Origin of the sequence: Microbulbifer bruguierae, assembly GCF_029869925.1 — a bacterium.
Lineage (GTDB): Bacteria > Pseudomonadota > Gammaproteobacteria > Pseudomonadales > Cellvibrionaceae > Microbulbifer > Microbulbifer bruguierae.
Genome location: NZ_CP118605.1, coordinates 446199 through 470472, shown reverse-complemented (window position 1 = coordinate 470472; position 24274 = coordinate 446199). Strand labels below are relative to the sequence as shown.

General features: G+C 52.8%; 21 protein-coding genes. 8 read left to right on the top strand and 13 right to left on the bottom strand.

Annotated features, from left to right (window positions below):
- Positions 1-3 precede the first annotated feature (3 nt).
- Positions 4-1131, top strand: coding sequence for a hydrogenase formation protein HypD (hypD, locus tag PVT68_RS02065; RefSeq protein ID WP_280320922.1), 1128 nt, complete (start codon positions 4-6; stop codon positions 1129-1131).
- Positions 1121-2158 carry a hydrogenase expression/formation protein HypE gene (hypE, locus tag PVT68_RS02060; RefSeq protein ID WP_280320921.1) on the top strand — a complete coding sequence of 346 codons (1038 nt, stop codon included), beginning with the start codon at positions 1121-1123 and terminating at the stop codon, positions 2156-2158. The genes hypD and hypE overlap by 11 nt, the downstream gene beginning before the upstream one ends.
- Positions 2159-2207: 49 nt before the next feature.
- Here hypE and PVT68_RS02055 read toward each other — a convergent pair whose 3' ends face one another.
- Complete coding sequence (locus tag PVT68_RS02055) at positions 2208-3227, bottom strand: site-specific integrase (protein ID WP_280320920.1); 1020 nt, start codon at positions 3225-3227, stop codon at positions 2208-2210.
- Between the two features lie 218 nt (positions 3228-3445).
- On the opposite strand from PVT68_RS02055, the gene PVT68_RS02050 reads away from it, so the two are divergent.
- From PVT68_RS02050 to PVT68_RS02035, 4 genes are all read left to right on the top strand, one after another.
- Complete coding sequence (locus PVT68_RS02050; protein ID WP_280320919.1) at positions 3446-4519, top strand: DNA-binding protein; 1074 nt, start codon at positions 3446-3448, stop codon at positions 4517-4519.
- A gap of 88 nt (positions 4520-4607) precedes the next feature.
- A complete protein-coding gene (locus PVT68_RS02045) occupies positions 4608-5126 on the top strand; it encodes an acyl-CoA thioesterase (RefSeq protein ID WP_280320918.1) in 519 nt (172 codons plus the stop codon).
- A 54-nt stretch (positions 5127-5180) separates the two neighbouring features.
- On the top strand, positions 5181-5813 hold the full coding sequence (locus PVT68_RS02040) for an NAD-dependent epimerase/dehydratase family protein (RefSeq protein ID WP_280320916.1): 633 nt from the start codon (positions 5181-5183) through the stop codon (positions 5811-5813).
- Between the two features lie 259 nt (positions 5814-6072).
- Positions 6073-7341 carry a tyrosine-type recombinase/integrase gene (locus PVT68_RS02035; RefSeq protein WP_280320914.1) on the top strand — a complete coding sequence of 423 codons (1269 nt, stop codon included), beginning with the start codon at positions 6073-6075 and terminating at the stop codon, positions 7339-7341.
- 18 nt (positions 7342-7359) lie between these two features.
- On the opposite strand, the gene PVT68_RS02030 is transcribed toward PVT68_RS02035, so the two are convergent.
- From PVT68_RS02030 to PVT68_RS02020, 3 genes are all read right to left on the bottom strand, one after another.
- Positions 7360-7953 carry a ferritin-like domain-containing protein gene (locus PVT68_RS02030; protein WP_280320913.1) on the bottom strand — a complete coding sequence of 198 codons (594 nt, stop codon included), beginning with the start codon at positions 7951-7953 and terminating at the stop codon, positions 7360-7362.
- A gap of 207 nt (positions 7954-8160) precedes the next feature.
- Complete coding sequence (locus PVT68_RS02025; RefSeq protein WP_280320912.1) at positions 8161-8796, bottom strand: response regulator transcription factor; 636 nt, start codon at positions 8794-8796, stop codon at positions 8161-8163.
- A gap of 27 nt (positions 8797-8823) precedes the next feature.
- Positions 8824-10419, bottom strand: a complete 1596-nt coding sequence (locus PVT68_RS02020) for a histidine kinase (protein ID WP_280320910.1) — start codon at positions 10417-10419, stop codon at positions 8824-8826.
- Positions 10420-10899: 480 nt separating this feature from the next.
- Here PVT68_RS02020 and PVT68_RS02015 point away from each other — a divergent pair, with 480 nt between their 5' ends.
- On the top strand, positions 10900-11235 hold the full coding sequence (locus PVT68_RS02015) for a hypothetical protein (protein WP_280320908.1): 336 nt from the start codon (positions 10900-10902) through the stop codon (positions 11233-11235).
- Positions 11236-11258: 23 nt separating this feature from the next.
- On the opposite strand, the gene PVT68_RS02010 is transcribed toward PVT68_RS02015, so the two are convergent.
- From PVT68_RS02010 to PVT68_RS01990, 5 genes are all read right to left on the bottom strand, one after another.
- Complete coding sequence (locus PVT68_RS02010; protein WP_280320906.1) at positions 11259-12248, bottom strand: hydrolase; 990 nt, start codon at positions 12246-12248, stop codon at positions 11259-11261.
- An 85-nt stretch (positions 12249-12333) separates the two neighbouring features.
- Positions 12334-12861, bottom strand: a complete 528-nt coding sequence (locus tag PVT68_RS02005) for a DUF411 domain-containing protein (RefSeq protein WP_280320904.1) — start codon at positions 12859-12861, stop codon at positions 12334-12336.
- Positions 12845-13828 carry an L-histidine N(alpha)-methyltransferase gene (gene egtD, locus PVT68_RS02000; RefSeq protein ID WP_280320902.1) on the bottom strand — a complete coding sequence of 328 codons (984 nt, stop codon included), beginning with the start codon at positions 13826-13828 and terminating at the stop codon, positions 12845-12847. Before egtD ends, PVT68_RS02005 begins: the two co-directional genes overlap by 17 nt.
- Complete coding sequence (gene egtB / locus PVT68_RS01995) at positions 13825-15201, bottom strand: ergothioneine biosynthesis protein EgtB (protein WP_280320900.1); 1377 nt, start codon at positions 15199-15201, stop codon at positions 13825-13827. Before egtB ends, egtD begins: the two co-directional genes overlap by 4 nt.
- A gap of 177 nt (positions 15202-15378) precedes the next feature.
- The gene (locus tag PVT68_RS01990; RefSeq protein WP_280320898.1) at positions 15379-18045 is read right to left on the bottom strand and encodes a TonB-dependent receptor; all 2667 of its coding nucleotides are present in this window, start codon (positions 18043-18045) and stop codon (positions 15379-15381) included.
- A gap of 323 nt (positions 18046-18368) precedes the next feature.
- On the opposite strand from PVT68_RS01990, the gene PVT68_RS01985 reads away from it, so the two are divergent.
- A complete protein-coding gene (locus PVT68_RS01985; protein ID WP_280320897.1) occupies positions 18369-20726 on the top strand; it encodes a penicillin acylase family protein in 2358 nt (785 codons plus the stop codon).
- A 99-nt stretch (positions 20727-20825) separates the two neighbouring features.
- Here PVT68_RS01985 and PVT68_RS01980 read toward each other — a convergent pair whose 3' ends face one another.
- The 4 genes from PVT68_RS01980 to crcB all read right to left on the bottom strand — a co-directional run bounded on the left by PVT68_RS01980 (position 20826) and on the right by crcB (position 24242).
- Positions 20826-21089 carry a hypothetical protein gene (locus tag PVT68_RS01980; protein ID WP_280320896.1) on the bottom strand — a complete coding sequence of 88 codons (264 nt, stop codon included), beginning with the start codon at positions 21087-21089 and terminating at the stop codon, positions 20826-20828.
- Positions 21090-21170: 81 nt separating this feature from the next.
- On the bottom strand, positions 21171-22550 hold the full coding sequence (gene cysG / locus PVT68_RS01975; protein ID WP_280320895.1) for a siroheme synthase CysG: 1380 nt from the start codon (positions 22548-22550) through the stop codon (positions 21171-21173).
- Positions 22551-22569: 19 nt separating this feature from the next.
- Positions 22570-23847, bottom strand: a complete 1278-nt coding sequence (gene serS, locus PVT68_RS01970; RefSeq protein WP_280320894.1) for a serine--tRNA ligase — start codon at positions 23845-23847, stop codon at positions 22570-22572.
- 20 nt (positions 23848-23867) lie between these two features.
- A complete protein-coding gene (gene crcB / locus PVT68_RS01965) occupies positions 23868-24242 on the bottom strand; it encodes a fluoride efflux transporter CrcB (RefSeq protein WP_280320893.1) in 375 nt (124 codons plus the stop codon).
- Between the last annotated feature and the right edge of the window lie 32 nt (positions 24243-24274).

The window sequence follows — 24274 nt, the reverse complement described above, 5'->3', positions numbered from 1 at the left end:
CGCATGAAATTCCTCCACGAATACCGCCAGCGTCCAGGCATAGAGCGGATAGCACGAGAAATCGTGCGTATCACGACTCGCCACTGGACCATCATGGAAGTGTGCGGCGGCCAGACGCATGCCATCGTCAAATATGGTCTGCAACAGTTTCTCCCGTCCCAGATACGGCTGGTGCACGGCCCTGGCTGCCCGGTGTGCGTGACGCCACTGGATATCATCGATCAGGCAATCGCCATTGCTGCGCGGCCGGACGTTATTTTCTGCACATTTGGGGACATGCTCCGGGTGCCAGGCAGTGAGGGCGATCTGCTCGGGGTCCGAGCACGGGGTGGGGATGTACGCATGGTTTACTCACCACTACACGCATTGGATATCGCCAGGCGTAACCCCAATCGCAAGGTGGTGTTTTTTGCTGTCGGGTTTGAGACCACTGCACCAGCCAACGCCATGGCCGCATTCCTCGCGCACGAACAAGGGCTGAACAATTTTTTCTTGCTTGTTTCCCAGTTCCTGGTGCCACCCGCCATTGCGGCAATCAGTAGTGCCGCCGATACCCGTATCGACGGGTATCTTGCGGCGGGCCATGTCTGCGCGGTAACCGGATTTGAGTCCTACCAACAACTCGCCGATACATTTCGCGTGCCCATCGTGGTAACAGGCTTTGAACCACTGGATATTCTCCAGGGTATTTTGATGTGTGTGCGACAGCTGGAGCGCGATAAATATCAGGTGCAGAACCAGTATGCGCGCGCGGTAGAGCCCGCCGGTAATCCCCATGCTCAGCACATGCTACAGCAGGTGTTCGAGGTGAGCTCACAAACCTGGCGTGGTGTTGGCAATATTCCGGCCAGTGGTTTGCGCCTGCGCGCCGCATACTCCGTGCTGAATGCCGCTCCGCTATTTGACGAAAAAAGATCGTGCCCCGACGATACCAGAGGCTGTATCAGCGGGGAGATCATGCTCGGGAAAAGAACGCCTCCCGATTGCCCGCATTTTGGCGAGAGCTGCCAGCCGCAGCACCCTCTGGGCGCGCCAATGGTGTCCTCTGAGGGCGCTTGCGCAGCCTATTATCGCTATCGCGCTCAGGTCATTACCAGCGACGCAACGGATCGTGCGACCCATGAACATTGACTGCCCGCTTCCCGCAGATATAGAAGACACTATTCGCCTGGGCCACGGCAGTGGCGGTGAGTTGAGTCAGAATCTGTTCCGCAACTACATCTATCCCTACATTAAAAATCCCTGGCTGGATCAGGCGCACGATAGTGCGCTGCTGACCATCAAGGGATCACAGCTGGTGTTCACCACGGATTCTTTCGTAATAACGCCGTTGTTTTTCCCTGGCGGCGATATAGGCGAGCTTGCCGTGTACGGTACGGTCAACGACCTGGCCATGAGTGGCGCGCGGCCTATGTACTTGAGTTGCAGTCTGATCCTCGAAGAGGGACTGCCGTTGAACACCTTGAAGAGAATCATGGCGTCCATGGGCCGTGCTGCCGCGCAAACCGGCGTACACCTGGTCACAGGTGACACCAAGGTTGTTGAGCGGGGTAAGGGGGATGGCTTGTATATCAATACCGCTGGGATCGGGGTCCTGGAACATGAGCAGGAGATAGGTCCCGGTGCCATTCGAGCGGGTGATCGGATATTGCTGTCTGGGGATATTGGTCGGCACGGTATGGCAGTGATGGCGAGTCGCGAGGGACTTTCGTTCGATACATCTTTACACAGTGATTGCGCACCGCTGCATGAACCGGTGCGCGACCTGTTGGCAGCGGGCATTCAAGTACATTGCCTGCGGGACCTGACTCGCGGCGGTCTCGCCACCGCACTGGTGGAACTGGCGAACGCTCGGGGAGTATCGGTTGAAGTACAGGAAAGCGCGGTACCCATAGACGAATCCGTGGAGGGGGCGTGCGAGTTACTCGGACTAGATCCCCTGTATGTCGCCAACGAAGGACGTTTTGTCGTGTTTGTGCCAGAAGAAGAAGAAAAGGCGGCGTTGGATATTTTGCGCTGTCATTCGGTCTCTGCCGGAAGCCAACGGATAGGGCTGGTGACTGCCACTGGCCGGACGGGGGTCATACTGAAGAATTCACTGGGTTGCGAACGACTGCTCGACCTGCTGCAAGGAGAACAGTTACCGCGTATTTGCTGAGCCCCGCTTACAAGTATTCTTGAGTAGCTAACGTAGAGGCCCCGGCTACTTAGTCCATTTTTTCGTGCATTTCAGCGAGAGTGGCCATTTTCTCCATCAACACAGTGGTAGCGTTGTCAGTTAGGCGTTGGCCTTCCTCGATGTACTCCCACACGGTTGCATCACTCTTCCAGCCACCCTGTTTCTTGATCAGCTCGAAATCCACCTTTTCCCGTGCTGCGGAAGTGGAGAGTCCACGGCGGAAACTATGGCTGCTTAAGCTGTCGACAAAATCAAAACCACACTCCGTGCCCAACTGTTTGAGCAGTTGATTGATGGCGCCGGGATTGAGCGGCTTGTGCTGAATCTGATCCCAGCGGTTGACGGCTCGGAACACGGGTCCATTCTGTATATCCGCAGCGTCGAGCCAGCTTCGTAGTGCTGTGCCGGGACATACTGCTGAATTTCCGAAGGGCAGGGCTCGTAGTATCCCCTGACCAGTCTGATCCGTCTTGGATCGAGGCAGGCGCACAATCAATCCTTCGTCTTCCCAGATCAGATCCTCCACCCGAATCGCCGCCAGCTCACTGCGTCGGAATGCACCGAAGAATCCCACCAATAGCAATGCAAGATCACGGTGCTTCTTTTTACTCTCTGTGCGAGCCCGAACGTGATTCGCCATCGCCGCGACATGTTCGAGGCGCAGCGCTTTCGCTTTCTGCTTGGGTTTGGCGTGCACACGCCGGATCCCATTCATCGTTTTTTGTATGAGTGGCTCAGATACCGGATTTTCGACGCCTTGATAGCGATGCCACTGGCCAATGGCGGTGAGGTGCAGTTCGAGGGTGCGTGGATTCAAGGTTTCCGCCCGATCCAGCAGGTATTGCATCAGGGTTTCGCTGTCCGTAGGTAAACGGCCGCCCCATTTTTCAAATTGTCGGATTGCTGAGCGATAGGCTCTACGTGTGCTTTCTGAGGTGGCGGCGTTCAGATACGCCTGCAGGGTTTCCCGGGGTAGCGGAGCTCTGGTTTCCGATGTGCGAGTTGGGGGCAGGGCGTTGATTCGCGTGTCTGGGAAGCGATTTTTCATATTCTGGGGGGATGCTGAAATTGGGGTTGTGTACCGGGCTGGCAGAGATTTTCGCATAACTTGTTTTCATAACCTACGATAAGTTTGATTATCGAAGGTTATGAAAAGTGAAATATCTAGTGATTTAAGCGACACCAATTATGTATTATTACGTATCACGTAATACGTTATGAAATTTATCCGAGACCCACTTCAGCCCGAATCGACAAGGAGTTCAAATGGCTCGCACAGGTGTTAATTACTTCGATATTGCGCAGGCCGCACAAACCATCAAGCAGCGCGGCGAAGAGCCGACGGTAGATCGTGTGCGGGAAGCGCTGGGTACAGGAAGCAAAAGCACCATTGCACCACTGTTGAAACGCTGGAAAACCGAGACCGGAAAAGCTCAAACTGATACTTCCGGCCTGCCGCAAGACTTGCTGGATGCGGTCAAAGCGTTGTATCAAAGCATCCAGCAGGAAGCCGACCAAAAGGTGGATGCGGTGCACGAAGAGTCTGCAAGCCAGGTAAAGCAAATTCAGGCAGAACTTGTGCAGGTACGAGCGCTACTCACCGAACGCACGGACGAGCTGCAAAAACTGGAGCAAAAATTGCTGGAGAGCCAGCAAGAGAACCGGGAGCTTCGCCATTCGCTGAACGACACACAGCAGTCATTGACGAAATGTGAATACCAGCGAGACGAGGGCAGGGCACGGATCAGTGAACTCCGCACAAATGTTGATGAACTCAAACAAGAGAATCGTACGGTCCGGGACCATTTTGAGTTCTTTCAGCAGCGGATGGCGGATGATCGCCAGCAGGAGCGCGACCAGTTCCGGCAAACCAACACACAGCTAAACAACCAGATTTCGTCCCTGAATGAGCAGATCACCATTGCTGCCCAGCGGCTGACTGAACGAGAACAAAAAATCGAAGACCTTTCTGAGCTCAACACTCAGCAAGCGTCCGAGCTGCAGCAACTTCAGCAAACTCTGCTCACGAATCAAACTGAACTGCTCTCAATGCAGCGAAACGTCACTGAACAACAGGAGAAATTGGAGCAAAAGGCCCTGGAATCAGCGGGGTTGCAGCAGCAAATCACCAGCCTGTCGAGCAGTAACGCTGCCCATATCCGGGAGTCGGAATTACAGCGCGACACCTGTAATAAACTGGAAGCAGAATTACGGACCCAGCGGGATTCACTGGTATCGTTGAGTGCAGAAATCAAGGTGGCGCTGCAGCAAAAAGCCGAGCTGCAGAGCCAGCTGACACGCCTTCAACGTGCACCCGACAGGACTGAGCCGGCCACCTAACCGGATCGGATTCTGCCCAGACACAGAAATTGATAACGAAATTCAAATAACTTTCAAACAACTAAAGTAGCAAAAAAGGACAGTAGACATGGAGGACCGCCGCGATCACCAGCTCAGTATGAGCGTGCTGATGACACCGGACATGGCGAACTTTACCGGCAAGGTACATGGCGGCGAGCTGTTGTCATATCTGGATAAGGTGGCCTACGCTTGCGCCAGTCGTTATGCGGGGTGCTATGTCGTCACCCTTTCCGTTGATCGCGTCATGTTCCGCCAGCCAATTAACGTTGGGGAACTGGTGACATTCCTGGCTTCGGTCAACTATACCGGCAACACCTCACTTGAAGTTGGTATCAAAGTCGTGACCGAAGATATCCGGTCCCGGGTGATGCGACACACCAACAGCTGTTATCTGACAATGGTGGCGCTGGACGATGAAGGTAAGCCGGTCAAGGTTCCACCGTTTATACCGGAAACACTGCTTGAGAAGCAGCGCTTTGAAGCGGCGGTGCTACGAAGGAAGTTACTCCACGAGCAGGAAGCTGCCCACGAAGCCATAAAGGCAAAAGTAAGAGAATTTCCGTTTGCGGTCAGTGAGCCGTCATAACCGTATTTCCGGTAGGATAGGCGACCGGATTACCATAATGACGACAGCAACCCAATGAATCTGATGATTGTCGGCGCGACCGGGCTAGTCGGTCGCCATGTCCTAGATCTCGCACTTGCCAATACCGCCGTCCACCGGGTTATTGCCCCTACACGACGGCCGCTTCCGGCACATCCGAAACTCCTTTTGCCGCAGGTCGATTTTGAACAGTTACCGGATGGGGTCGATTGGTGGCAAGTGGACGCCGTCATCTGTGCGCTGGGCACTACCATGCGCATCGCCGGTTCCCGAATCGCATTTACGCGGGTAGATCACGACTACCCACTTGAGGTAGCGCGCCTGACGCATCGCGCAGGCGCTAGTGTCTACGTCCTCAATTCAGCTTTGGGCGCCGATCCCGATTCTCGGTTTTTCTATAACCGGACCAAAGGAAAATTGGAGTACGATCTCAAACAAATAGGGTTTGAGTCCCTGGCCTTCGTCCGCCCGGGGTTAATTGGCGGCAACCGCGAAGAATTCAGACCGGGTGAGCGTATGGCTGAGTTATTGCTACGACTGATGCATCCATTAATACCCAGGCGATGGCGCATTAGTCCCGCGCAAAATATCGCGCGTGAGCTACTCGGCGCCGCTTTAAAGCCCGAAGCAGGCATTCGGATTGTGAGCTCCCAGGAGCTGACCTATTAAATTGTTGCTACAAGATTGTTTCTGCGCGCTGAGCGAAACGCCCATCCAAATTTAACCCATCAATCTAATGCAGTCTGAGTAGGTGGGATTCCTGCGTTGACCACCAGGTAGCCAGGTAGCAGGTAGCAGGTAGCAGGTAGACTGCAACTCAGGCACTGCCGGCAGATCCTTATGTCCAATACTGTTTAGTGTTCGACTTCGCGTGTAGGGGCGGTTAGAATGGCTGTTCGCGTATTTTACCAGCCCAAGGCGTCCAGATATGGCTATTCCGAAACCCGTCCCGCTGTATCCAACCTATACCGAATTGAAAGCTTTCAAGCCTTTAAGTCCGGACCAGACATTTTTTAACAGTTTTCCCGACCTGAAGAAGTTTCTCCAATCTGGCGAATCTTGGTGGATGCCGCACTGGCTTTGGGGCCAGGAATTTTTGAGCTATATCGGCCGCAATAAATCTGAACATACATTTACGCGTTTTCGCAATGAAGCCGAGCGCTTCCTTTTGTGGCTGTTTCTGATCAAGGCTGCGCCTATGGATCGATTGCGCAAGGCGGACATTTTAGAATACGCAGACTTCTGCTGGCAGCCGCCGGTGGACTGGATTTGCATCGCAAACCATGAAAAGTTCCAGTTTATTAACGGCAGTTTTGTCCAGAATCCAGCCTGGGCGCCATTTCGCCTCAAGCTTCCGAAAAATAGCCAACCCGCAGAATCCGAATCCGATAAAAAGAAATATCGCCCATCCCAGCAAACACTGACGGCCACATTCACCGGGATAATCGCGTTTTACAAATATCTGATGAATGAGGAATACCTGTACGGTAACCCGGCACAAATTGCCAAGACCGATTGCCGCCACTTTATCAAGGATGCCCAGGTTAAGGAGATTCGGCGCCTTACGGAAGCTCAGTGGCAATATTTGTTTAACGTGGCGCTTCGGATGGCCGACGAAGATCCGCTTCACGAACGCAGCCTGTTTGTTATTTGCGCACTAAAAACACTGTTTTTACGGATTTCCGAGCTCTCTGAGCGAAGTAACTGGACACCGGCAATGAGCCATTTCTGGCAGGATTCTGACGGCAACTGGTGGCTCAAAATTTTCGGAAAAGGGCGAAAGTTAAGGGATGTCACCGTACCCCCAAGCTTTATTCTTTACCTCAAGCGCTACCGTAACTATCGCGGTCTGAGCCCCCTACCCGGCGCCGGTGAAAACCAACCTATTGTGGAAAAAATTCGTGGTCAGGGTGGAATGACATCTCGGCAGCTAACCAGGATCGTTCAGCAGGTTTTTGACCGTGCCTACGATGAAATGCGGCAGGCCGAAGGCGAAGATAAGGCGTATAAACTGAAAGAAGCATCTACACACTGGCTAAGACATACTGGCGCCAGTATGGAAATTGAACGCGGTCGAGCGCTCAAGGACCTATCTGAAGACCTGGGACACTCGAGTATGGCGACAACGGATACCGTTTATGTAAATACCGAGAACCGAGTACGTGCCCATAGCGGTAAAAATCGCACCGTAGATTGATCTTATTTTCTGAAATAATCAGCAAGTACAGGCGTTTATGGTCTGCGGATATGAAAACGACGCAGGTTGGTACAGGTAAGATTCAACTTGCCAGAGTAATTGCTCAATATTTCGGAAAACCTGGACAAGTAAGTCTGTTGTACCAGTGTCGCCGAAACCAGAAACTTCTACTATCGCACGGCTGACAGACTGACCAAACTGGGCCAATCCATCGCAGATAATCAATAATTGATGGTTGATATTCCGGAAATCGGGCGAAAATTTGGACAAGTTAGATATTGATACCACACTATTCACCTCCCCTGTCACAATTCCGCCCAGCGCGATACATCGTCCAGCTATTTTTTCAGTCAATTCTTCAATATTCCTTAAGACCTTGTCGAATAGATCGTGCAAAGCTGTAAACGTCGGCGCTTTGACATTCCAATGTGCGAATTTAACCTGTACACCTAAATCCAGAATGCCCGATAAATAACAGTTCAATAGGTCTATAGAATTATGACGGACATGTTCCGATAATTCCTTTTTGCTCTGAACAGCACAAATATCCATATTCCACCGTCCTGGCGCGAATTTATATTTTAATAAATGGAAAGAAACATCGTATTTCAAATCGGCGCCATCTCGTTGTCATGATCCACACTGATACCGCTTTATATGACGCACGTTAAGATGGCATGACACTAGAATGGAGGGAGTGATCTTCGAATAAAACAACCTAAGAAACGAAATATTTCTACGACTCTTGGAGGAAGGTAATATCCTTCTTTCGAAGGATTGACGATATGAGCCAGACACTACCGATGTACATTTTTTAATCTACAAATGGATGAGACCGCGCCGATTAGCCTCCATAATAGCTTCCGTTCGGTTTGCGACATCTAATTTTGAAAAAATATTACGTAGATGTGATTTAACCGTTGTTTCACTTATAAAAAGCTGACTACCAATATCTTTGTTGCTTTTTCCCCTTGCGAGCAATTGAAGTACTTCCTTCTCACGTCCGCTTAATGGTATTCCATGTATCCCTTGAGCCAGCTTTTCTATCAAGCTGTGTTGAATACAGGTACCGCCCCGATGGACTTTCCTTATACAATCGAGTAATTCACCAATTTCGGCATCTTTAAGTAGGTATCCTTTCGCTCCAGCTTTAATTGCACTGGCCAATTCATTATCTGAATCGAAGGTAGTCAATACGATTGCGCGGGCTTTGGGGTCTTCCTGCAGGATATGAGCGATTACATCAATGCCATTAGTGACAGGCATACGTAAGTCAAGCAGTATTATATCAGGACGATGTTTGTGCCAAAAATCTATGGCCTCTCCCCCGTCTTGGCCCTTTGCAACAACGGCCATATCAGTTTGGCGATTTATGATCGAGGCTAATCCTTCAAGCACTGTAATATGATCATCAACGATCAGAATTCTTATCTTATCTCGTGAAATATCACTCATAATATTTTCTCAACGCGACGATTCCGGCTACAAAACTCGCTCGGGTAATAGGGGAAGCACGATAGAGATAGCGGTAAATTTTCCAATTTCGGTTTCCAAGTTAAATCTTCCTCCCAGCTCAATTACTCTTTCTTTCATTCCAATCAGGCCAAATCCCTCTAATCCATTTTCTTGATTTACGCCACGTCCATTGTCCACCAATTCTAGTTTCAGACTTTTTTCCATAAAGTATACGTCGCACCTAAATTCACTCGCATTTGAGTGCCTTAACACATTGGTCAGTGCTTCATTGACCATAAATAATATGTTTTCATCCCAGCCTTGAGGAAGACTACGTTTTCTGCCATTAATGAAAATTTTCGTTTCAAGTGAAATACCTTGAGTACGACGAATAAATAATTCTTCAATGGCTTGCCAGAGTTCCTTTGTCATTAGCACATTCTGTCTTAGTGATAATACGGACCTTCTTGCTTCTCCCAGGCTTTCTCTGGCTAATCCGATCGCGGCATTGATGTGCTCCTGGGACTCCTTCAACAGTGATTTTGACCTGGCATCGACCGCGGCCTCTAGTTGAATGATTATCCCGGTAAAGCCTTGCGCCAGGGTATCGTGCATATCCCTTGCAAGGCGGTTTCGTTCATTGATAATTGCCGATAGTTTAATTTGATTTGAAAGGCGCATAACTTGAATTGCTAATGTGGCAATTTGAGAAAGCGCTCGTGCCAGGCCAATCTCTTCCAGTCTAAAATCTACGGCCCCAGTAAACCGAATACTGATTAAACCAGTTACCCTACCAGATAAGAAGATTGGAACTGAGAGCGTATTGACAACGCCGTCAGAATGCAATTTTTTAGCGATAGCTTTAATAGTATCAGTGGATCCCCATTCGTGCCATTTAGACTCTGAAGACTCGGCATTACATATATATATTGATTCTTCTTCAATTTTCCCTTTAACACAGTAGTGGCCAGTAAGAAGAAAATCGCTCCAGACCGGATGGAAATCCGTCCCCTCAGGAATCAGCATTTGATCATATAAACCATTGCTTTCAACAATTTCCAGTTTGTTCGAGGAATAGCTAATCGCTAATTGAACACGATTTTGATCGTCCTTTAGCTCCCAAATACTCAAACTATGCGCGCGAAACTGCGACGTAATCATTTCAATTACGTGTTTTAAGAATTCTTCCGGATCCGATTCCCTTGATAAGGCTGACAAGGTTAGCTTGAGGGCTTCCACTTGACCCCGTATGACGTGCTCAGATGCATGCAGTGCTTCTACATCGGTATTTGTCCCATACCATTTAACTATTTCCCCGCACGAATTTTTTAATGGTACGCCCCGAAACAGGAACCAGCGATATTCACCGTCATATCTTCTCAACCGTGCTTTATATTCCCCTTCTATTCCTGACGCTAAAATTGACTTCCAGTACTCCACAAGACCTAGGATATCTTCAGGATGCACCCCTTCTTGCCAACCCCAGCCTTTTGCCCTTTCTTGCGTTAAACCCGTATAGTCCAGCCACCGCCTGTTCAAATAGTCGATACTGCCATCAGGTAAGCCCGTCCAAACTAAACCAGGTATGGTATCAATAGCTATGCGTAATTCGCTTTCTGCCACGTTTCTTTGCTCACTATCGTTGTGACTTCCTATGCTGGGCATATATTCGTACTCACTTAAACTTATTGCAGAATACCTGTGCTGGCTAATCGCTAGTTGAGCGTAATTCCAAACTCCTTGCCAGCAGCATTCTATTTACTGCAATTTATCTGCCTTTATCGATCCAAATAGAAAAAATTAAAAAATTAAAATGCTAGATTAATCATCGCTTGGCTGTAAATAGTTATTCCTTCAATGTACACGGATAACCAAATAGGAATACACGGGATACCTAAGGCTGCCAGGAGAGTTCGGATCAGAAAGGCTGAATAATTTCGGAGCGACGATACAGGGATACCCGCCTCGCAATCGGTGGTATAGGTGCCAATCTACAACAAATAAAGAAACAGTCGCCAAGCCTCGCTGGTTGGCGGTCAATGCTCTTTGGTATTGATACCTACTCGATTAGTATGCCTGCCTCTTTTTCGGGGGGAATAGAGAATGTCGATCGGACAAAAAATCTACCAGTTGATTGAACAATTCGCGATTGAGCCAACATTTTGGAAGCAATTTGCACATGCTTTCCGGGACGTACTGGTGGATCAGGGTACGGCGGATCATCTGGCTCAAAAATTAGCGACCATCGCCTCGGAGGCTTTACGTCTGAGGGCCGGGAGTGACTACCATCTTGGGATGGTTGAAGTTATCGCCCTGCACCCAGAATTTGAGCATACGATGTATCAGGATATTGCTGCTGCTAGTGCGATGCATAAGTACATGACGTTCTGTATGCATTTGGACGATCTTCAACCGGCTTCAGGTTTCACAAGCCATTGATGCAAAATGATGTAGCGATTCTATTAGCTGTAGCGGCCGGCTGAGCGCCATCCCGTCAAAAATTGCGGAATGCGCTGTTCAAGCCAATATTCCGGGCGCCAAATACTGCCGCTGACGAAGCCTACATGACCTCCCTTGCTGGTGATATCCAGTTCGACATTCGGGCTTATTTCAATGTGACTGGGGACAGCGCTTGGACAAACGAAGGGGTCGTCTGTCGCATGGATGATCAGTGTCGGGGTCTGAATAAGCCGCAATAACGGCTTGCTGGATGCCCGGGTGTAATAGTCGTCTACACCCCGGAACCCGTGCAACGGCGCGGTGAAGTGGTCGTCGAAGTGGCGGAAATCCGTAAAATATCGCTTATCATCAAGCGCGGGCATTTGTCGCGCCAACTCGGGATCAAGTGCCTTTTTCCGCAGGCTCTGCTGAAGGCTGTTGAGTAAATGCCGCTGGTAGACCTTTGAAAACCCCTGCCCCATTCGACGACTTGAAGCATGTAAATCCAGCGGGGCCGACACCGATACGGCGGCGCTAATTGGGGTATCAGCCCCGTCCTCGCCAAGCCACTTGAGCAACACGTTCCCTCCGAGCGAATAGCCTACCGCCATCAAGGGGGTATTCGGGTACCGATCGCGCAGGTGAGAAGCGAGCCATCGAGGATCTTCGCTAACACCGCTGTGATACGCCCGTGGTAGCAAGTTAGGTATCCCGCCGCAACCACGGAAATGCAGTACCGCCACCTGGAAATCCTGTGCCAACAGCGCCTGCATAAGGCCCTGAACATAAGGAGACTCGACGGAGCCTTCAAGACCATGCAGCACCAGAATGATCGGTCGTTCTTGGGTATCCACTAGCGGCGCGGGAGTGTGTAACGCGAGCCGATCGCCATCCGGCGTAGCCAGCCACTGGCACTGGGTGCGAATCCAGGGTTTGGGGCGGTGAAATCTGGGGAATATGGTTTGCAGGTGGCAATTGCCAAGGCCCACTGCGGGGGAAAAAGGTTGAATCATCGAACGGACCACGGCCCTTACTACGGGTTGAGGGGAGCGCAAGCCTAGCGCCCAGGGATTACAGAATCAAATGGATTCGCCGCGATCAATTCGCTTCCGGTACGGTCACTCTTTCGTAAAAGCGGTATTCACCTTCGGGAAGAATCGAGTAGACCACGTAAGGTTCAAATTCACCGCCTCTGTACATACCGGGACTTCCTTGGGGCATTCCTGGTACTGCAAGACCGATACTACCCTTCGGTGGATTTGCCAAAAACTGACGAATCAAACGCGCAGGTACATGTCCCTCAAATACAAATTGGCCGCGCCACACGCCGGTATGGCAACCCTGCATACTGTGTGGAACGTTCCACCTTTGTTTAATTTCCGCGGTATCCAATCCGTTTTGGGTCTCGACAACTAACCCATTCTTTTTGAGGTGGTTCACCCAGTCATTACAACAGAGACAGAATGGCGATTTGTATACCACTATATCTTGAGCGGTATTTGCGCTGTCCGGCTTCTCTGAAGCTCTGACATTGCCACTGAGCGAAATCAGGATTCCGATTGACACCAGTTGAAGGATGTTGAGGGTCCGCCTTAGGAGCGGCAATTGGTTACCGTACTTCTGCATAATAAATTGCATAGTGTTGTTTATTGTCGGTCCAGAATTTTTGTGTGGTAAACCCTGTCTCATGCAGTAACGTCCGTAATCCGGACAGAGTGTATTTGTGGCTGTTTTCCGTATGAATGGTCTCGCCCTCCGCAAACTCGAACTGCTGTCCGGAAACCTCTACCTTTTGGTCCGTGAGACTGACCAGGTGCATTTCCACCCGCTGGCGTACGCGATGGTAAAAGGCGCGGTGAGCGAAGTCATCAATATTGAAATTTCCGTTCAACTCATTGTTGATACGGGTTAAAAGATTTTTGTTGAAGGCTTCTGTCACATGCGCGCTATCATGATAGGCCCGCTCCAACACAACCGAGTCTTTTACCAGGTCGGCTCCCAATAATATTCCTTCACCCGGACGAAGCTGCTCGGCAAACCGCTGCAAAAGTTCCCGGGCTTGTTCAGGGGTGAAGTTGCCAATCGTTGAGCCAGGGAAAAACAGTACCTTGCGCTGGTGGGATTTTGGCAGTTGTTGCCAGACTGTTGTGCTGGTGAAATCACCGATTACAGGCACAACATCCAGTGTCGGCAGACGTCGCTGTATTCTTTGTTGTGCGGCAAGCAATATTTCGGGGGAAATATCCAGTGGGTAATACGCCACCGGGTCGTTCATGGCGACAAGCAGGGGTTCAGCTTTTTCACAGTTACCCGCACCTGGCTCAACCAGTGCGACCCCCTGCCCCAGGACCATCGTCATTTCATCCAATGCGCAGGAGAAAATATCGGCTTCAACCCGTGTCAGGTAGTAATCTTCTAGTTCACAAATACTTTCGAACAGCTTCGAGCCGATCTCATCGTAAAAATATTTACACGGCAACGTCTTCTGCGGTGCGGCCAATCCGGCTAAAACATCACGCTCAAACTGAAGTCGGTGATTCGATGGTGAGTCTGGCAGCCCCGCCCTACCTGCTGTAGGAATTGCCATATTCATTGCCAGTCCCCCGCCAGCCGAATACCAGTAAACTGCCACGCTTGATGCGGGTAAAAGAAATTCCGGTAACTAATACGAATATGATTGCGCGGCGTGACACAAGAGCCTCCGCGCAACACCATCTGGTTGCACATAAATTTTCCGTTGTACTCCCCTACGGCGTCTTCACTGGCGCGGAAACCCGGATATGGCCCGTAGGCACTCGAGGTCCACTGCCAGAGATTACCCATCAGCTGAATTTGGTTAACGCCTGCGGGCTCGGCAACAGGTCTGAAATTCCGGCTTTCGAGCATATTGGCCCGCTGCGCCGCGTCCTTTTTACAGTGCAGCCAGGCAGCAATCTCCCACTCAAATTCCGTCGGTAACCGCCTGCCTGCCCAAGTGGCATAAGCATCGGCTTCGTAATAACTGATATGACTAACCGGGGCGTTCAGATCCAGAGGCCGGATCCCGCCGAGGGTGAATTGCAGCCAATCGCCCTCAATAAACCGCCAGTAAAGCGGACACTGCTGCCGCTCGCTCTGCACCCAACGCCAGCCATCGGATAGCCACAAGCGCGGCTCGTCATAACCGCCATCCTGCAGAAACTCGAGAAACTCACCGTTGGTCACCAGATGGGAAGCAATGCGAAACGCTGGCTGGTAGCGCTGATGCGCGGGGCCTTCATTGTCAAAGCTGAAGTCCTCGCCCTCCCCCCCGACCGTATAATTATCTTCCGGTACGCTCAGCCAATGCTCTCCAGGGGGTTCAGCCTCCGTATCGCCTTCAAACTCTGGATCTTCACAGTACGCCGGCGCCAGAGGATTGATGGAAAAGGCATGCTTGATATCCGTCAGGAGCAATTCCTGATGTTGCTGTTCATGGTTAATGCCCAGCAGCAATAGGTTTGCCTGCTCCCGAGTGACCTCTTCCTCCGTCAACCACCGCTCAATACTTCGATCCACCTGACAGCGGTAGGCGAAAACCTGCTCAACGGAGGGGCGTGACAAGAGCCCCCGATGCGCTCGGGTAAACGGCTGGCCCAGAGTGTTGTAATAGGAATTGAAAATATGGTGGAAGGCGGGATGGAAAACGGCGTATTCGGGAAGGTAAGAGCGGAGGATGAACGTCTCAAAAAACCAGCTGGTATGTCCCAGATGCCATTTGCTGGGACTGGCATCGGGCATGGACTGCAGTAACATGTCTTCTGCAGTTAGGGGATCTACCAGGAACTCGGTTTCTCTGCGTACCACCTGATACTGTTCAAGCAGGGCGACACATTCATCGAGGGACAATTCCCGTACTGGCCCCTGCCCTTCACCTGGCTCCAGCCCGCCATTTCGTTCCTGAATATGTGACGATACCTCTGAACCTGCTTCTGAAATCAGACTCATGTTTTGGCCCGGTCAACTGCGGAGATTGCGTTCGATCATACAACCATTGTGGCGGAATCCTATGACAATGTGCGAAGTTGCGATGTAACGGGCGCCAGGAATTCTGCCCTGCACCTCGTCTCTTGAGGCACAAAAAAGGGCCGGCGAGCCGACCCTTTCGTGTGACAAAAGACGTGATCAGAAGCGAACGGTGAAGTCCGCGCCGTACATACGGGGCATAAAACGCCACGCTGGGCTGGCACCAATCGCCGCACCAGTACCGCCGTAGCCACCGGCGATTTCTTCGTCGGTCACGTTCTGTACCCACAGTGCTGCGGAATAACGATCGGATGCGCTGTTCCAACCTGCGCGCAGGTTCATCAGCTGGTAATCAGGGATTACGCGAGCGGGGTCACTTACAGAACCGACACGTTCGCCAGTCCAGTTATAGTCACCACGCAGAACCACATCACCGCCAGAGCCCAGCTCCCAGGTGTATTCGGCCAGAATGTTGAATTTGTTCTCTGGCGTACCTACGCGGGGCTGGCCAGTGCGGTCATCCTCTGGACCTTCGTTGACAGGAGGCTGATCCAGCAAGGTGTAACGGGTGTATTCGGTATGCAGATACGAGTAGTTACCGGCAACAAACAGGTTATCGGTAGCGGCCCACTGCACCTCGAATTCGGCACCACGACCTTCGGCGTCCGCGTTGCGCAGGTAATAGTTCGGAATCGGCGCGCCGACAAGATCCAGTTGCTGCAGATTCTTGTAGTCGTACGCAAACACAGACGCGTTAAAGCGAACCGCGTTGTCGAACAGGCTGCTCTTGAGGCCAATTTCCAGGTTGGTTACGCTCTCCTGGTCGAAGGACGGATCAATACCCTCGGCAACGGTAAAGCTGTTGAAACCGCCGGCCTTGAAGCCATCTGCCAGAGAGACGAAAGTCATCACATCGTCATTCCAACGGTAATCCAGCACGATTCGGCCAGACAGATCACTCCAGGAGTCGCTTAGTTTCTCGTTGAGGACCGGAGCGCCGTTGTTGTTGAACGCCATACCAAATGATTGTCCCAGCACCACACCCGGGAGGGTGATGGAATCCAGAACGGCACCATTCGGCAGAGTGATTTGCACCGGATTGCCATTGTCATCTACCAGGCCGACAGTACCTACGAGAGCCACCGGCAGAGAGTTTTGGTAGGCACTATTGATGGTGAAATCTTTTTCGTCCGCGGTATAGCGGGCGCCAACGGTGAGATCCATCTTGTCGGTGATGCTCCAGGTCACATCACCGTAAATGGCCGCTGAGCGGTAATCACCGGTATTGAGGACAGATTCATTCCACGGAGTATCTGCTGCTACCCAGGGAGCGATACCTGACATCAGAGATGCCATCATATCCGCGCGGCTCAGGTTCTGCGCGCCAAAGTTTGTTCCCAACATAGCGTTTAACGGCGCCAGCTGCGCGGCAATCTGCTGCTGGAAATCCTGGGAGTTCATGAGCAGTCCGTAAACGACTTCGGTAACTGCTGAGCCTTCCGGCATACCCGGTAAAGCGCCCGCGGCCATCGCGGCCCGGGCTTTCGCCGCAAGATCTTCGATTTCCGTTTGTGTTTCAGGAGCGGCAACCTGGAAGGCTGCGGCTAATACCTGCTGGAGCTGCTCACTACCTTTTATTCCCTCATAGAGGGCGAACGACTCGAGCGAGCCGGCAGTAAAGTACGCATCCGTCACGTGCTCCAGCTCCTCGCGGGAGTACGATGCACCCAGAGTCCATTTCAGCGTGTCCGTCGCGCCATTGAGACGAAACTCCTGGGAGAACTGGGTCTGATCGTCGAAGTTCGCGGAGCCGAACATGTAATCCGCATTGTCGGTGCCATCCTCATCCTGCTGCAGGTGGGCTTCGAAGCCGCGGTAGGCCGTGATCGAGGTAAAGCTAAAGTCTTCGAAATCGTGGGTAACCGTGACGGACCCGCCCCAGGAATCCCGATCTTCAATGGTCGGGGTATCCAGTGCGTAATCACCAAATACGTCCGTGCCGCCCCCATCTGCCTGAAGGGTGGGAACGATGGAACTGCGCAGGGCACTGCCCTGATCCATGATGCCGTAGTCGGCGCGGAACAAAACTTCAGTATTCGGGCTCGCTTCCCACAGCAGGGATGCGCGGTACGTCTGGGTATCGATGTTGCCGACGGTGAAATCGTTTTCTGCGGAAATGTTATCCGCAAAAGAGTCGCGACGGTTGGTGGACGCGGTAAAGCGGGTGTAAACGGTATCGCTCAGTTGGCGGTTGATCAGCAGGTCGGTTGACTGACGACCGTAATTGCCGGCGGTCAGGTTCAGCTCGGTGGTATCGTCTGCCTGAGGCTTCTTGGAAATAATGTGGATCGCACCACCGGTTGCGTTGCGTCCGAACAGCGTACCCTGCGGGCCTTTCAATACTTCAACACGCTCAATATCCGCCAGCGGAATCTCGGCGCCCGCCCCACGGCCGGTATAAACCCCATCTACATAGACGGCAACCGCCGGGTCGGAACCCACGGTAAAATCACCGGTTTCGATACCGCGCACGCTATAAGTCGGCTGCAGCGGTGTATCGTTATTCATTTCTACACCTGGGGTAAATTTACCCAGGTCTGTCAGGTTCTTGACACCCATCGCCTTCATGCTGTCGCCAGTGAAAGCGGAAATGGCGATCGGAACGTCTTGCAGGTTCTCCGCACGTTTCTGCGCGGTAACTACTACCTCCTCGATCTCTGCGGCAGAGGCAGCAGCGCTCAGGGCTGTAGTCACAGCGATAGCGGCAGAGAGAGTGGACAGGGAGAAAAACCGGTTTTTACCGGACAGATCGGCGTCGTACATCATCGCGTCCTCGCATTTTAGTTATATATAAAGCGTGATGGAAAATGGTCGTTTTTGATAGTCAAGTTGGGCCATATTACGGGTGTAAATGTCCCAAGAAAAGCTAGTTGTGACCTTTTTGTTGTGACTGGTCAGTTTCGTGCTGCGTAAGAAAGCCATAGTGCGCCAATATGGCGCATTATTCAACTTTATTGGTGCTATTGTGACCAGATTAAGTCCGTTGGTAACCAATTATGAACAACAAGTCACTGATAGACTCGGATACACACCAAAAGGGCTAAAAGTCCCAAAATAACAATTTTGTGCTCACCCGAAGAGATCTCAAGATGATGAAAAGCCTGTCCTTACGGGGCTACCTGTTGCGTGCCCTACTCGCTGTCTCTGTCCTGTTAATACTGGTAGTCGCCATCACCTGGGTATGGCTTCGCCAAAGTCTGCCGGTGCTAAATGGTGAGCTAGACACTGGCCAGCTGGAGAATGCCGTTACCATCGAGCGCGACGCACAGGGTGTCGCATTTATCACTGCCGAAAGTCGTGCCGATTCAGCTTTTGCCCTCGGGTTCCTGCATGCCCAGGAACGCTTTTTCCAAATGGACCTGTTGAGACGCAACGCCGCGGGGGAACTCTCGGAATTGGTGGGTGAAGCGGCACTGGAACACGACCAGGATGTACGCCTGCATCAGTTCCGGGCGCGCGCTGAACGCAATATCGCGGCGATGCCGGAACATCAACGGCAGATCCTTGCGCAATACGCCAGAGGGGTGAATTACGGGCTGAGTAAATTGGATGCGGCACCATGGGAGTACGCCCTGCTCCGCCAGCAACCGCGAAGCTGGGTACCAGCTGATAGCCTACTGACCATATTCAGTATGTATATGACCCTGCAGAGCCGTAGCGGGACCTTTGAACAGCGAGATAACGCACTTGCTGAACTCCTGCCCGGAGACCTCTACCAGTTCTTTGTTCCCAAGGGTGGAATTTGGGATGCGCCCCTGATCGGTGAGGCGCGCGGCCCACTGCCACTGCCGGAAACGGATATCGCCGCACTGGTTGAGGGGGATACACCCATGGCTTTCCATGAAATGGAAAGCGAAGACATGATCTTCGGCAGCAATAACTGGGTCGTGGGTGGCGCGCTGACCGAGCACGGTGCGGCCATTGTTGCCGATGATATGCATCTGGCAATCACCGTCCCCAACATCTGGTTCCGCGCGGGCTGGAATGTACCCGGTACGGATTTTGTAATGCGTGGCGCGACCCTGCCCGGCGGCCCTATCGTAGTCGCTGGCAGCAATGGGAAAGTCGCCTGGGGCTTCACCAATACCACCGCGGACTGGGGTGACCTGATTCCACTGGAGGTGTCCAAAAATGGCAAGCAGTACCGTACTCCCGAAGGCTGGCGCGATTTTGACGTAGTCGAGGAAGAAATTCCTATTAGCGGCAAGGCATCGGCCGTGGTCGAAGTCCGCAAAACAATCTGGGGACCCGTTGTCGCCGAGAATCACAGCGGCACGCCGCTGGCTTACCGCTGGGTGGCCCACGATGTGCGCGGAGCCAACATGAATTTGTTGAATCTGGAAACGGTGGGCACTACTCGCGACGCGATGAACCTGGCACCAGAACTGGGTATTCCCCACCAGAACCTTGTACTGGGCGATAGCCAGGGCAATATAGGTTGGACGGTTGCGGGCCCCGTGCCTCGCCGTGTTGGCCTCGATGGCAGTCGCTCCATAAGCTGGGCCGACGGCTCCGCCTACTGGGATGGTTACCTGAGCCTCGAGGAACATCCTCAGGTGTATAACCCGCCCTCCCACCGAATCTGGACTGCCAACTCCCGCACCATGGATGGCAGATATCTGGAGATTATGGGTGACGGCGGCTATGCGTTGGGGGCGCGGCAGCAACAGATTCGCGACGACCTGTTCGCCCGCGACCGGTTCACCGAACAGGATTTGCTGGATATCCAGCTTGATGATCGCGCTGTATTTCTACAGCGGTGGCAGGAGCAACTGGTAGCGCTGCTGAAAGACAAGGATGAATATGCGGAAGTACGCGAGCAGATCCTCAACTGGGGTGCACGCGCCAGTGCAGACTCTGTTGGTTATCGCATTGTGCGTAATTTCCGCCTGCGTTTTATCGACCTGTCTACGGCGCCGGTGCTCACTTATATGCAGCGGTTCCAACCAGAATTTTCCTTCGGTCGCGTAAACCGCCAAGTTGAATATCCCGCATGGGAAATGCTGTCCGCTGAGCCCGCGCACCTGTTGAATCCCGAGTATGAGTCCTGGCAAGCCCTGAAGTTGGCCGCGCTGGATCTGGCATTAGACAAGATGGCGAAAGACGGGCTGCCGCTTGCGCAACAAACCTGGGGCGTACAGAACACGGCCGAGATTCAGCATCCGCTAGCGCGCGCCGTTTCCGCGATAAACTGGTTCACAGCGATGCCACAAGATCACCTTCCTGGCGACTCTCACATGCCTCGCTTCCAGTCATCCACCAATGGCGCGTCCGAACGTATGGTGGTAGCGCCGGGACATGAAGAGCTGGGAATTTTTCATATGGCTACGGGCCAGAGTGCACATCCACTGTCGCCATTTTTTGCAAATGGGCATAGCGACTGGGTCGAGGGCAATGCGTCAAGTTTCAATGAACAGGCTATCACCCACGTCCTGACTCTGAAATAAGGAGACCCTGGTTCGCCGGCGACGATGGGACTACCGGGGGCAGGTTTTGGAATCTGCCACTCGGTACCAGCATCATGTCGCCGAAGCCAGGGTACGGATTCAAGCGGTTTCGTCGAGAATTGCGAAAGAAAGGAATGAAGTGAACAGCCCCAGGCCGAGCACAAATGGCAGGAGCGGAAAGCAGATCATCAGCAGCGATGAGCCAATCCAGAGATTTTTGACCCAATTGCGTTTAACCCGGTAATGGTAGGTATAGCGACGAAGATGACTGTCGTTATCATCCGGCAGCGCAATTTCACTTTCCCCGGGCAAAAAATTTCGAATTAGTAAGGTGCAGTAAAAGCGAAGCAGCATCCAAAACATAGAACCACCACTGGCAAACATCTCCTTCAGTATAGATAGGGGTTTGCCAGTGAATGGGAGTCGGGCGCGCCTTACTCCGGATTACTGATACCAGCCGAGACTTTCGCGCAGAGTGACCACGCCGCCGATAATTGTCAGCGCCGGTGCTCCCACCTTGTGGGTTTCCGCCAGCTCGGGAAGCGTGGCGATGGTGCCCACGATGACACGCTGATCCCGTGTCGTACCCTTTTCCACCAGTGCCGCTGGGGTGTCGACATTCATGCCGTGAGCGATCAATTTTTCCGAGATGGTCGGCAGGCCGGCCAGCCCCATATAGAACACCAGTGTCTGGTTCGCGGTAATCAGTTCCTGCCAGGGCAGAACCAGATCCCCCTGTTTCAGGTGGCCGGTAATAAAGCGCACTGATTGTGCGTGATCCCGATGGGTGAGAGGAATGCCCGCATAGGCAGAGCAGCCGATCGCCGCGGTGATCCCGGGCACGACCTGGAAAGGCACACCGGCCTCTGCGAGCTTGTCCATCTCTTCGCCGCCGCGGCCAAACACGAAGGGGTCGCCCCCTTTCAGGCGCAGGACCTTTTTGCCTTCTTTCGCCAGATCCACCAGCAGCTGGTTGATATCATCCTGGGGCACGGAGTGAAACTGCTTCATCTTGCCCACATAGATGCGCTCGGCATCCCGGCGCACAAGCTCCAGCACCTCGCTGGACACCAACCGGTCGTAAAGCACCACATCCGCCTGCTGCATCAATCGCAGGGCGCGGAATGTAAGCAGGTCCGGGTCGCCGGGACCTCCCCCCACAAGGTAGACCTCGCCACTGGGGGCGGGCCTTTCCTGCCAGCGTTCCAACTCCTGCAGCAGCGCCTGCTCGGCTTCCGCCTTATGACCGCGCTCCACCTCGCCGACAATGGGACCGTTAAATACCCAGTGCCAGAAATCTTTGCGCTGCGCTTCCGGCAATGCCGCTTTCACCCTGTCGCGGACAAGTCCGGCCAGTTCGGCGATAACACCGAGTCCCGGCGATAACAGTGTCTCGATCTGTGCCCGTAGCATGCGGGTCAATACGGGGGCAGAACCCCCGCTACTGATACCGATAGCCAGTGGCCCCCGTTCGACAATGGAGGGAAAAGTGAAGGTGCATAGCTGCGGGGAGTCGACTACGTTGACCGGCAAACGCTGTGCGCGGGCATCGCTGGAAACCTGAGCATTGACATCGCTGTCTGCGGTAGCGGCAACAACCATTTCCACATTTTCCAGCAGGTCCCTGCGATACCGGCCAACGATGTATTCGCCGCCACTAGCCAGTACCAGCTGGCGCAGCTCATCGGTAATATCCGGAGCCACCACCAGCAGGCGGGCCTCCGCTTTGTTAAGTAACCGCGCTTTGCGCGTGGCAATGGATCCGCCCCCGACAATGAGACAGGGACGGTTTTTCAAGTCAAAAGCGAGAGGCAGGTAACGCAAACTAGTCTTCCAATACTACTTAGCCGATCTTGGCCGCGCCTCCCATATAGGGGCGCAGTACTTCTGGCACCTCGATACTACCATCGGCCTGTTGGTAGTTTTCCAGCACCGCGATCAGCGTACGCCCTACTGCCAGCCCGGACCCGTTAAGGGTGTGCAGCAATTCTGGCTTGCCCGTTTCCGGGTTGCGCCAGCGGGCTTTCATACGCCGGGCCTGGAAGTCGCCCATCAGGGAGCAGGAAGAAATTTCCCGGTACTTGTCCTGAGAGGGGATCCACACTTCCAGGTCATAGGTTTTGGTCGCACCAAAACCCATATCGCCGCCACACAGCACCACCGTGCGGTATGGCAGATTCAGTTTCTGCAGAACTTTTTCTGCATGACTGGTGAGTTGTTCGAGCATATCCAGGGACTGATCCGGTCGGGCAAAACATACCAGTTCGACTTTTTCGAACTGGTGCTGGCGGATCATGCCGCGGGTATCGCGCCCATGTGAACCGGCTTCGGAGCGAAAGCAGTTGGTGTGACTGACAAATTTATGCGGCAGGGAATCGGCGTCTTCGACGATTTCATCGCGATAAAGATTGGTCAGCGGTACTTCTGCCGTGGGGATGAGATAAAAACCGCGCTCATCTTCCAGCTTGAACAGGTCCTCAGCAAACTTGGGCAGCTGCGAGGTACCGTACAGGGAATCGCTATTTACTATTACCGGCACATTGGCTTCTTGATAACCGTGCTCTTCTACATGCAGGTCAAGCATGAACTGTGCCAACGCGCGGTGCAGTTTCGCTACGGGGCCAGTCATGACCGCAAAGCGGGAACCGGTGATTTTACTCGCCACCTCGAAATCCAGGCCGCCAAGGCTTGCCCCCAGGTCCACATGGTCACGCACATCAAATGCAAAGGTCCGCGGCTCACCCCACTTGCGGACTTCAACGTTATCGTCTTCGTCCTTGCCTTCCGGCACAGAAGCGTCGGGCAAGTTGGGAATGGCCAGCAGGATATCGTCCAGCTGGTTTTGCAGTTCGGTAAGCGCGTGCTTGGCCTCGGTGAGCTGCCCGCCGAGTGATTCGACTTCTTTCAGCAACGGTGCGATGTCTTCACCTGAAGCCTTCGCGCGGCCGATATTTTTGGATTTGCTGTTGCGCTCGTTTTGCAGCGCTTCGGTGCGTACCTGCAGTTCTTTGCGTTGCTCTTCGAGCTGTTCCAGCCGGGCTGTGTCCAGCGTTACGCCGCGCTTCGCCAGCGCCGCTGCAACTTCGTCGAGTTGGGTACGAATCAGTTTTGGATCGAGCATGGTGTTTATTGATTACCGCGTTACAGATATTTCATTCCCAGTGCGATCGCTGCAGCGGTTGCTGCCAAGCACACCAGAAAGCTGACCACCACATAGGCCAGCGCCGTTAAAGGCTGGCCATTGTGCCACAAGAGCACGGTTTCCAGCGAGAAGGTAGAGAAAGTGGTGAGGGCGCCAAACAGGCCGGTCATGATCAGCAAACGCCACTCTTGCCCGAGCATCCCCCGCTCCACAATCGCCACGTAGGCTATGCCGATCAATAAAGAACCGAGAACGTTAACAATCAGGGTGCCCAGGGGGAATCGCTGCTCGAAAACCGGGAAACTCCAGATGGCGATCAAATGTCGCAGAATGGCACCAACGGCACCGCCGAGCGCAATAGCAATCCACTGCATAAAAAATAATCCGTCAGTTGAAACATGCCCTA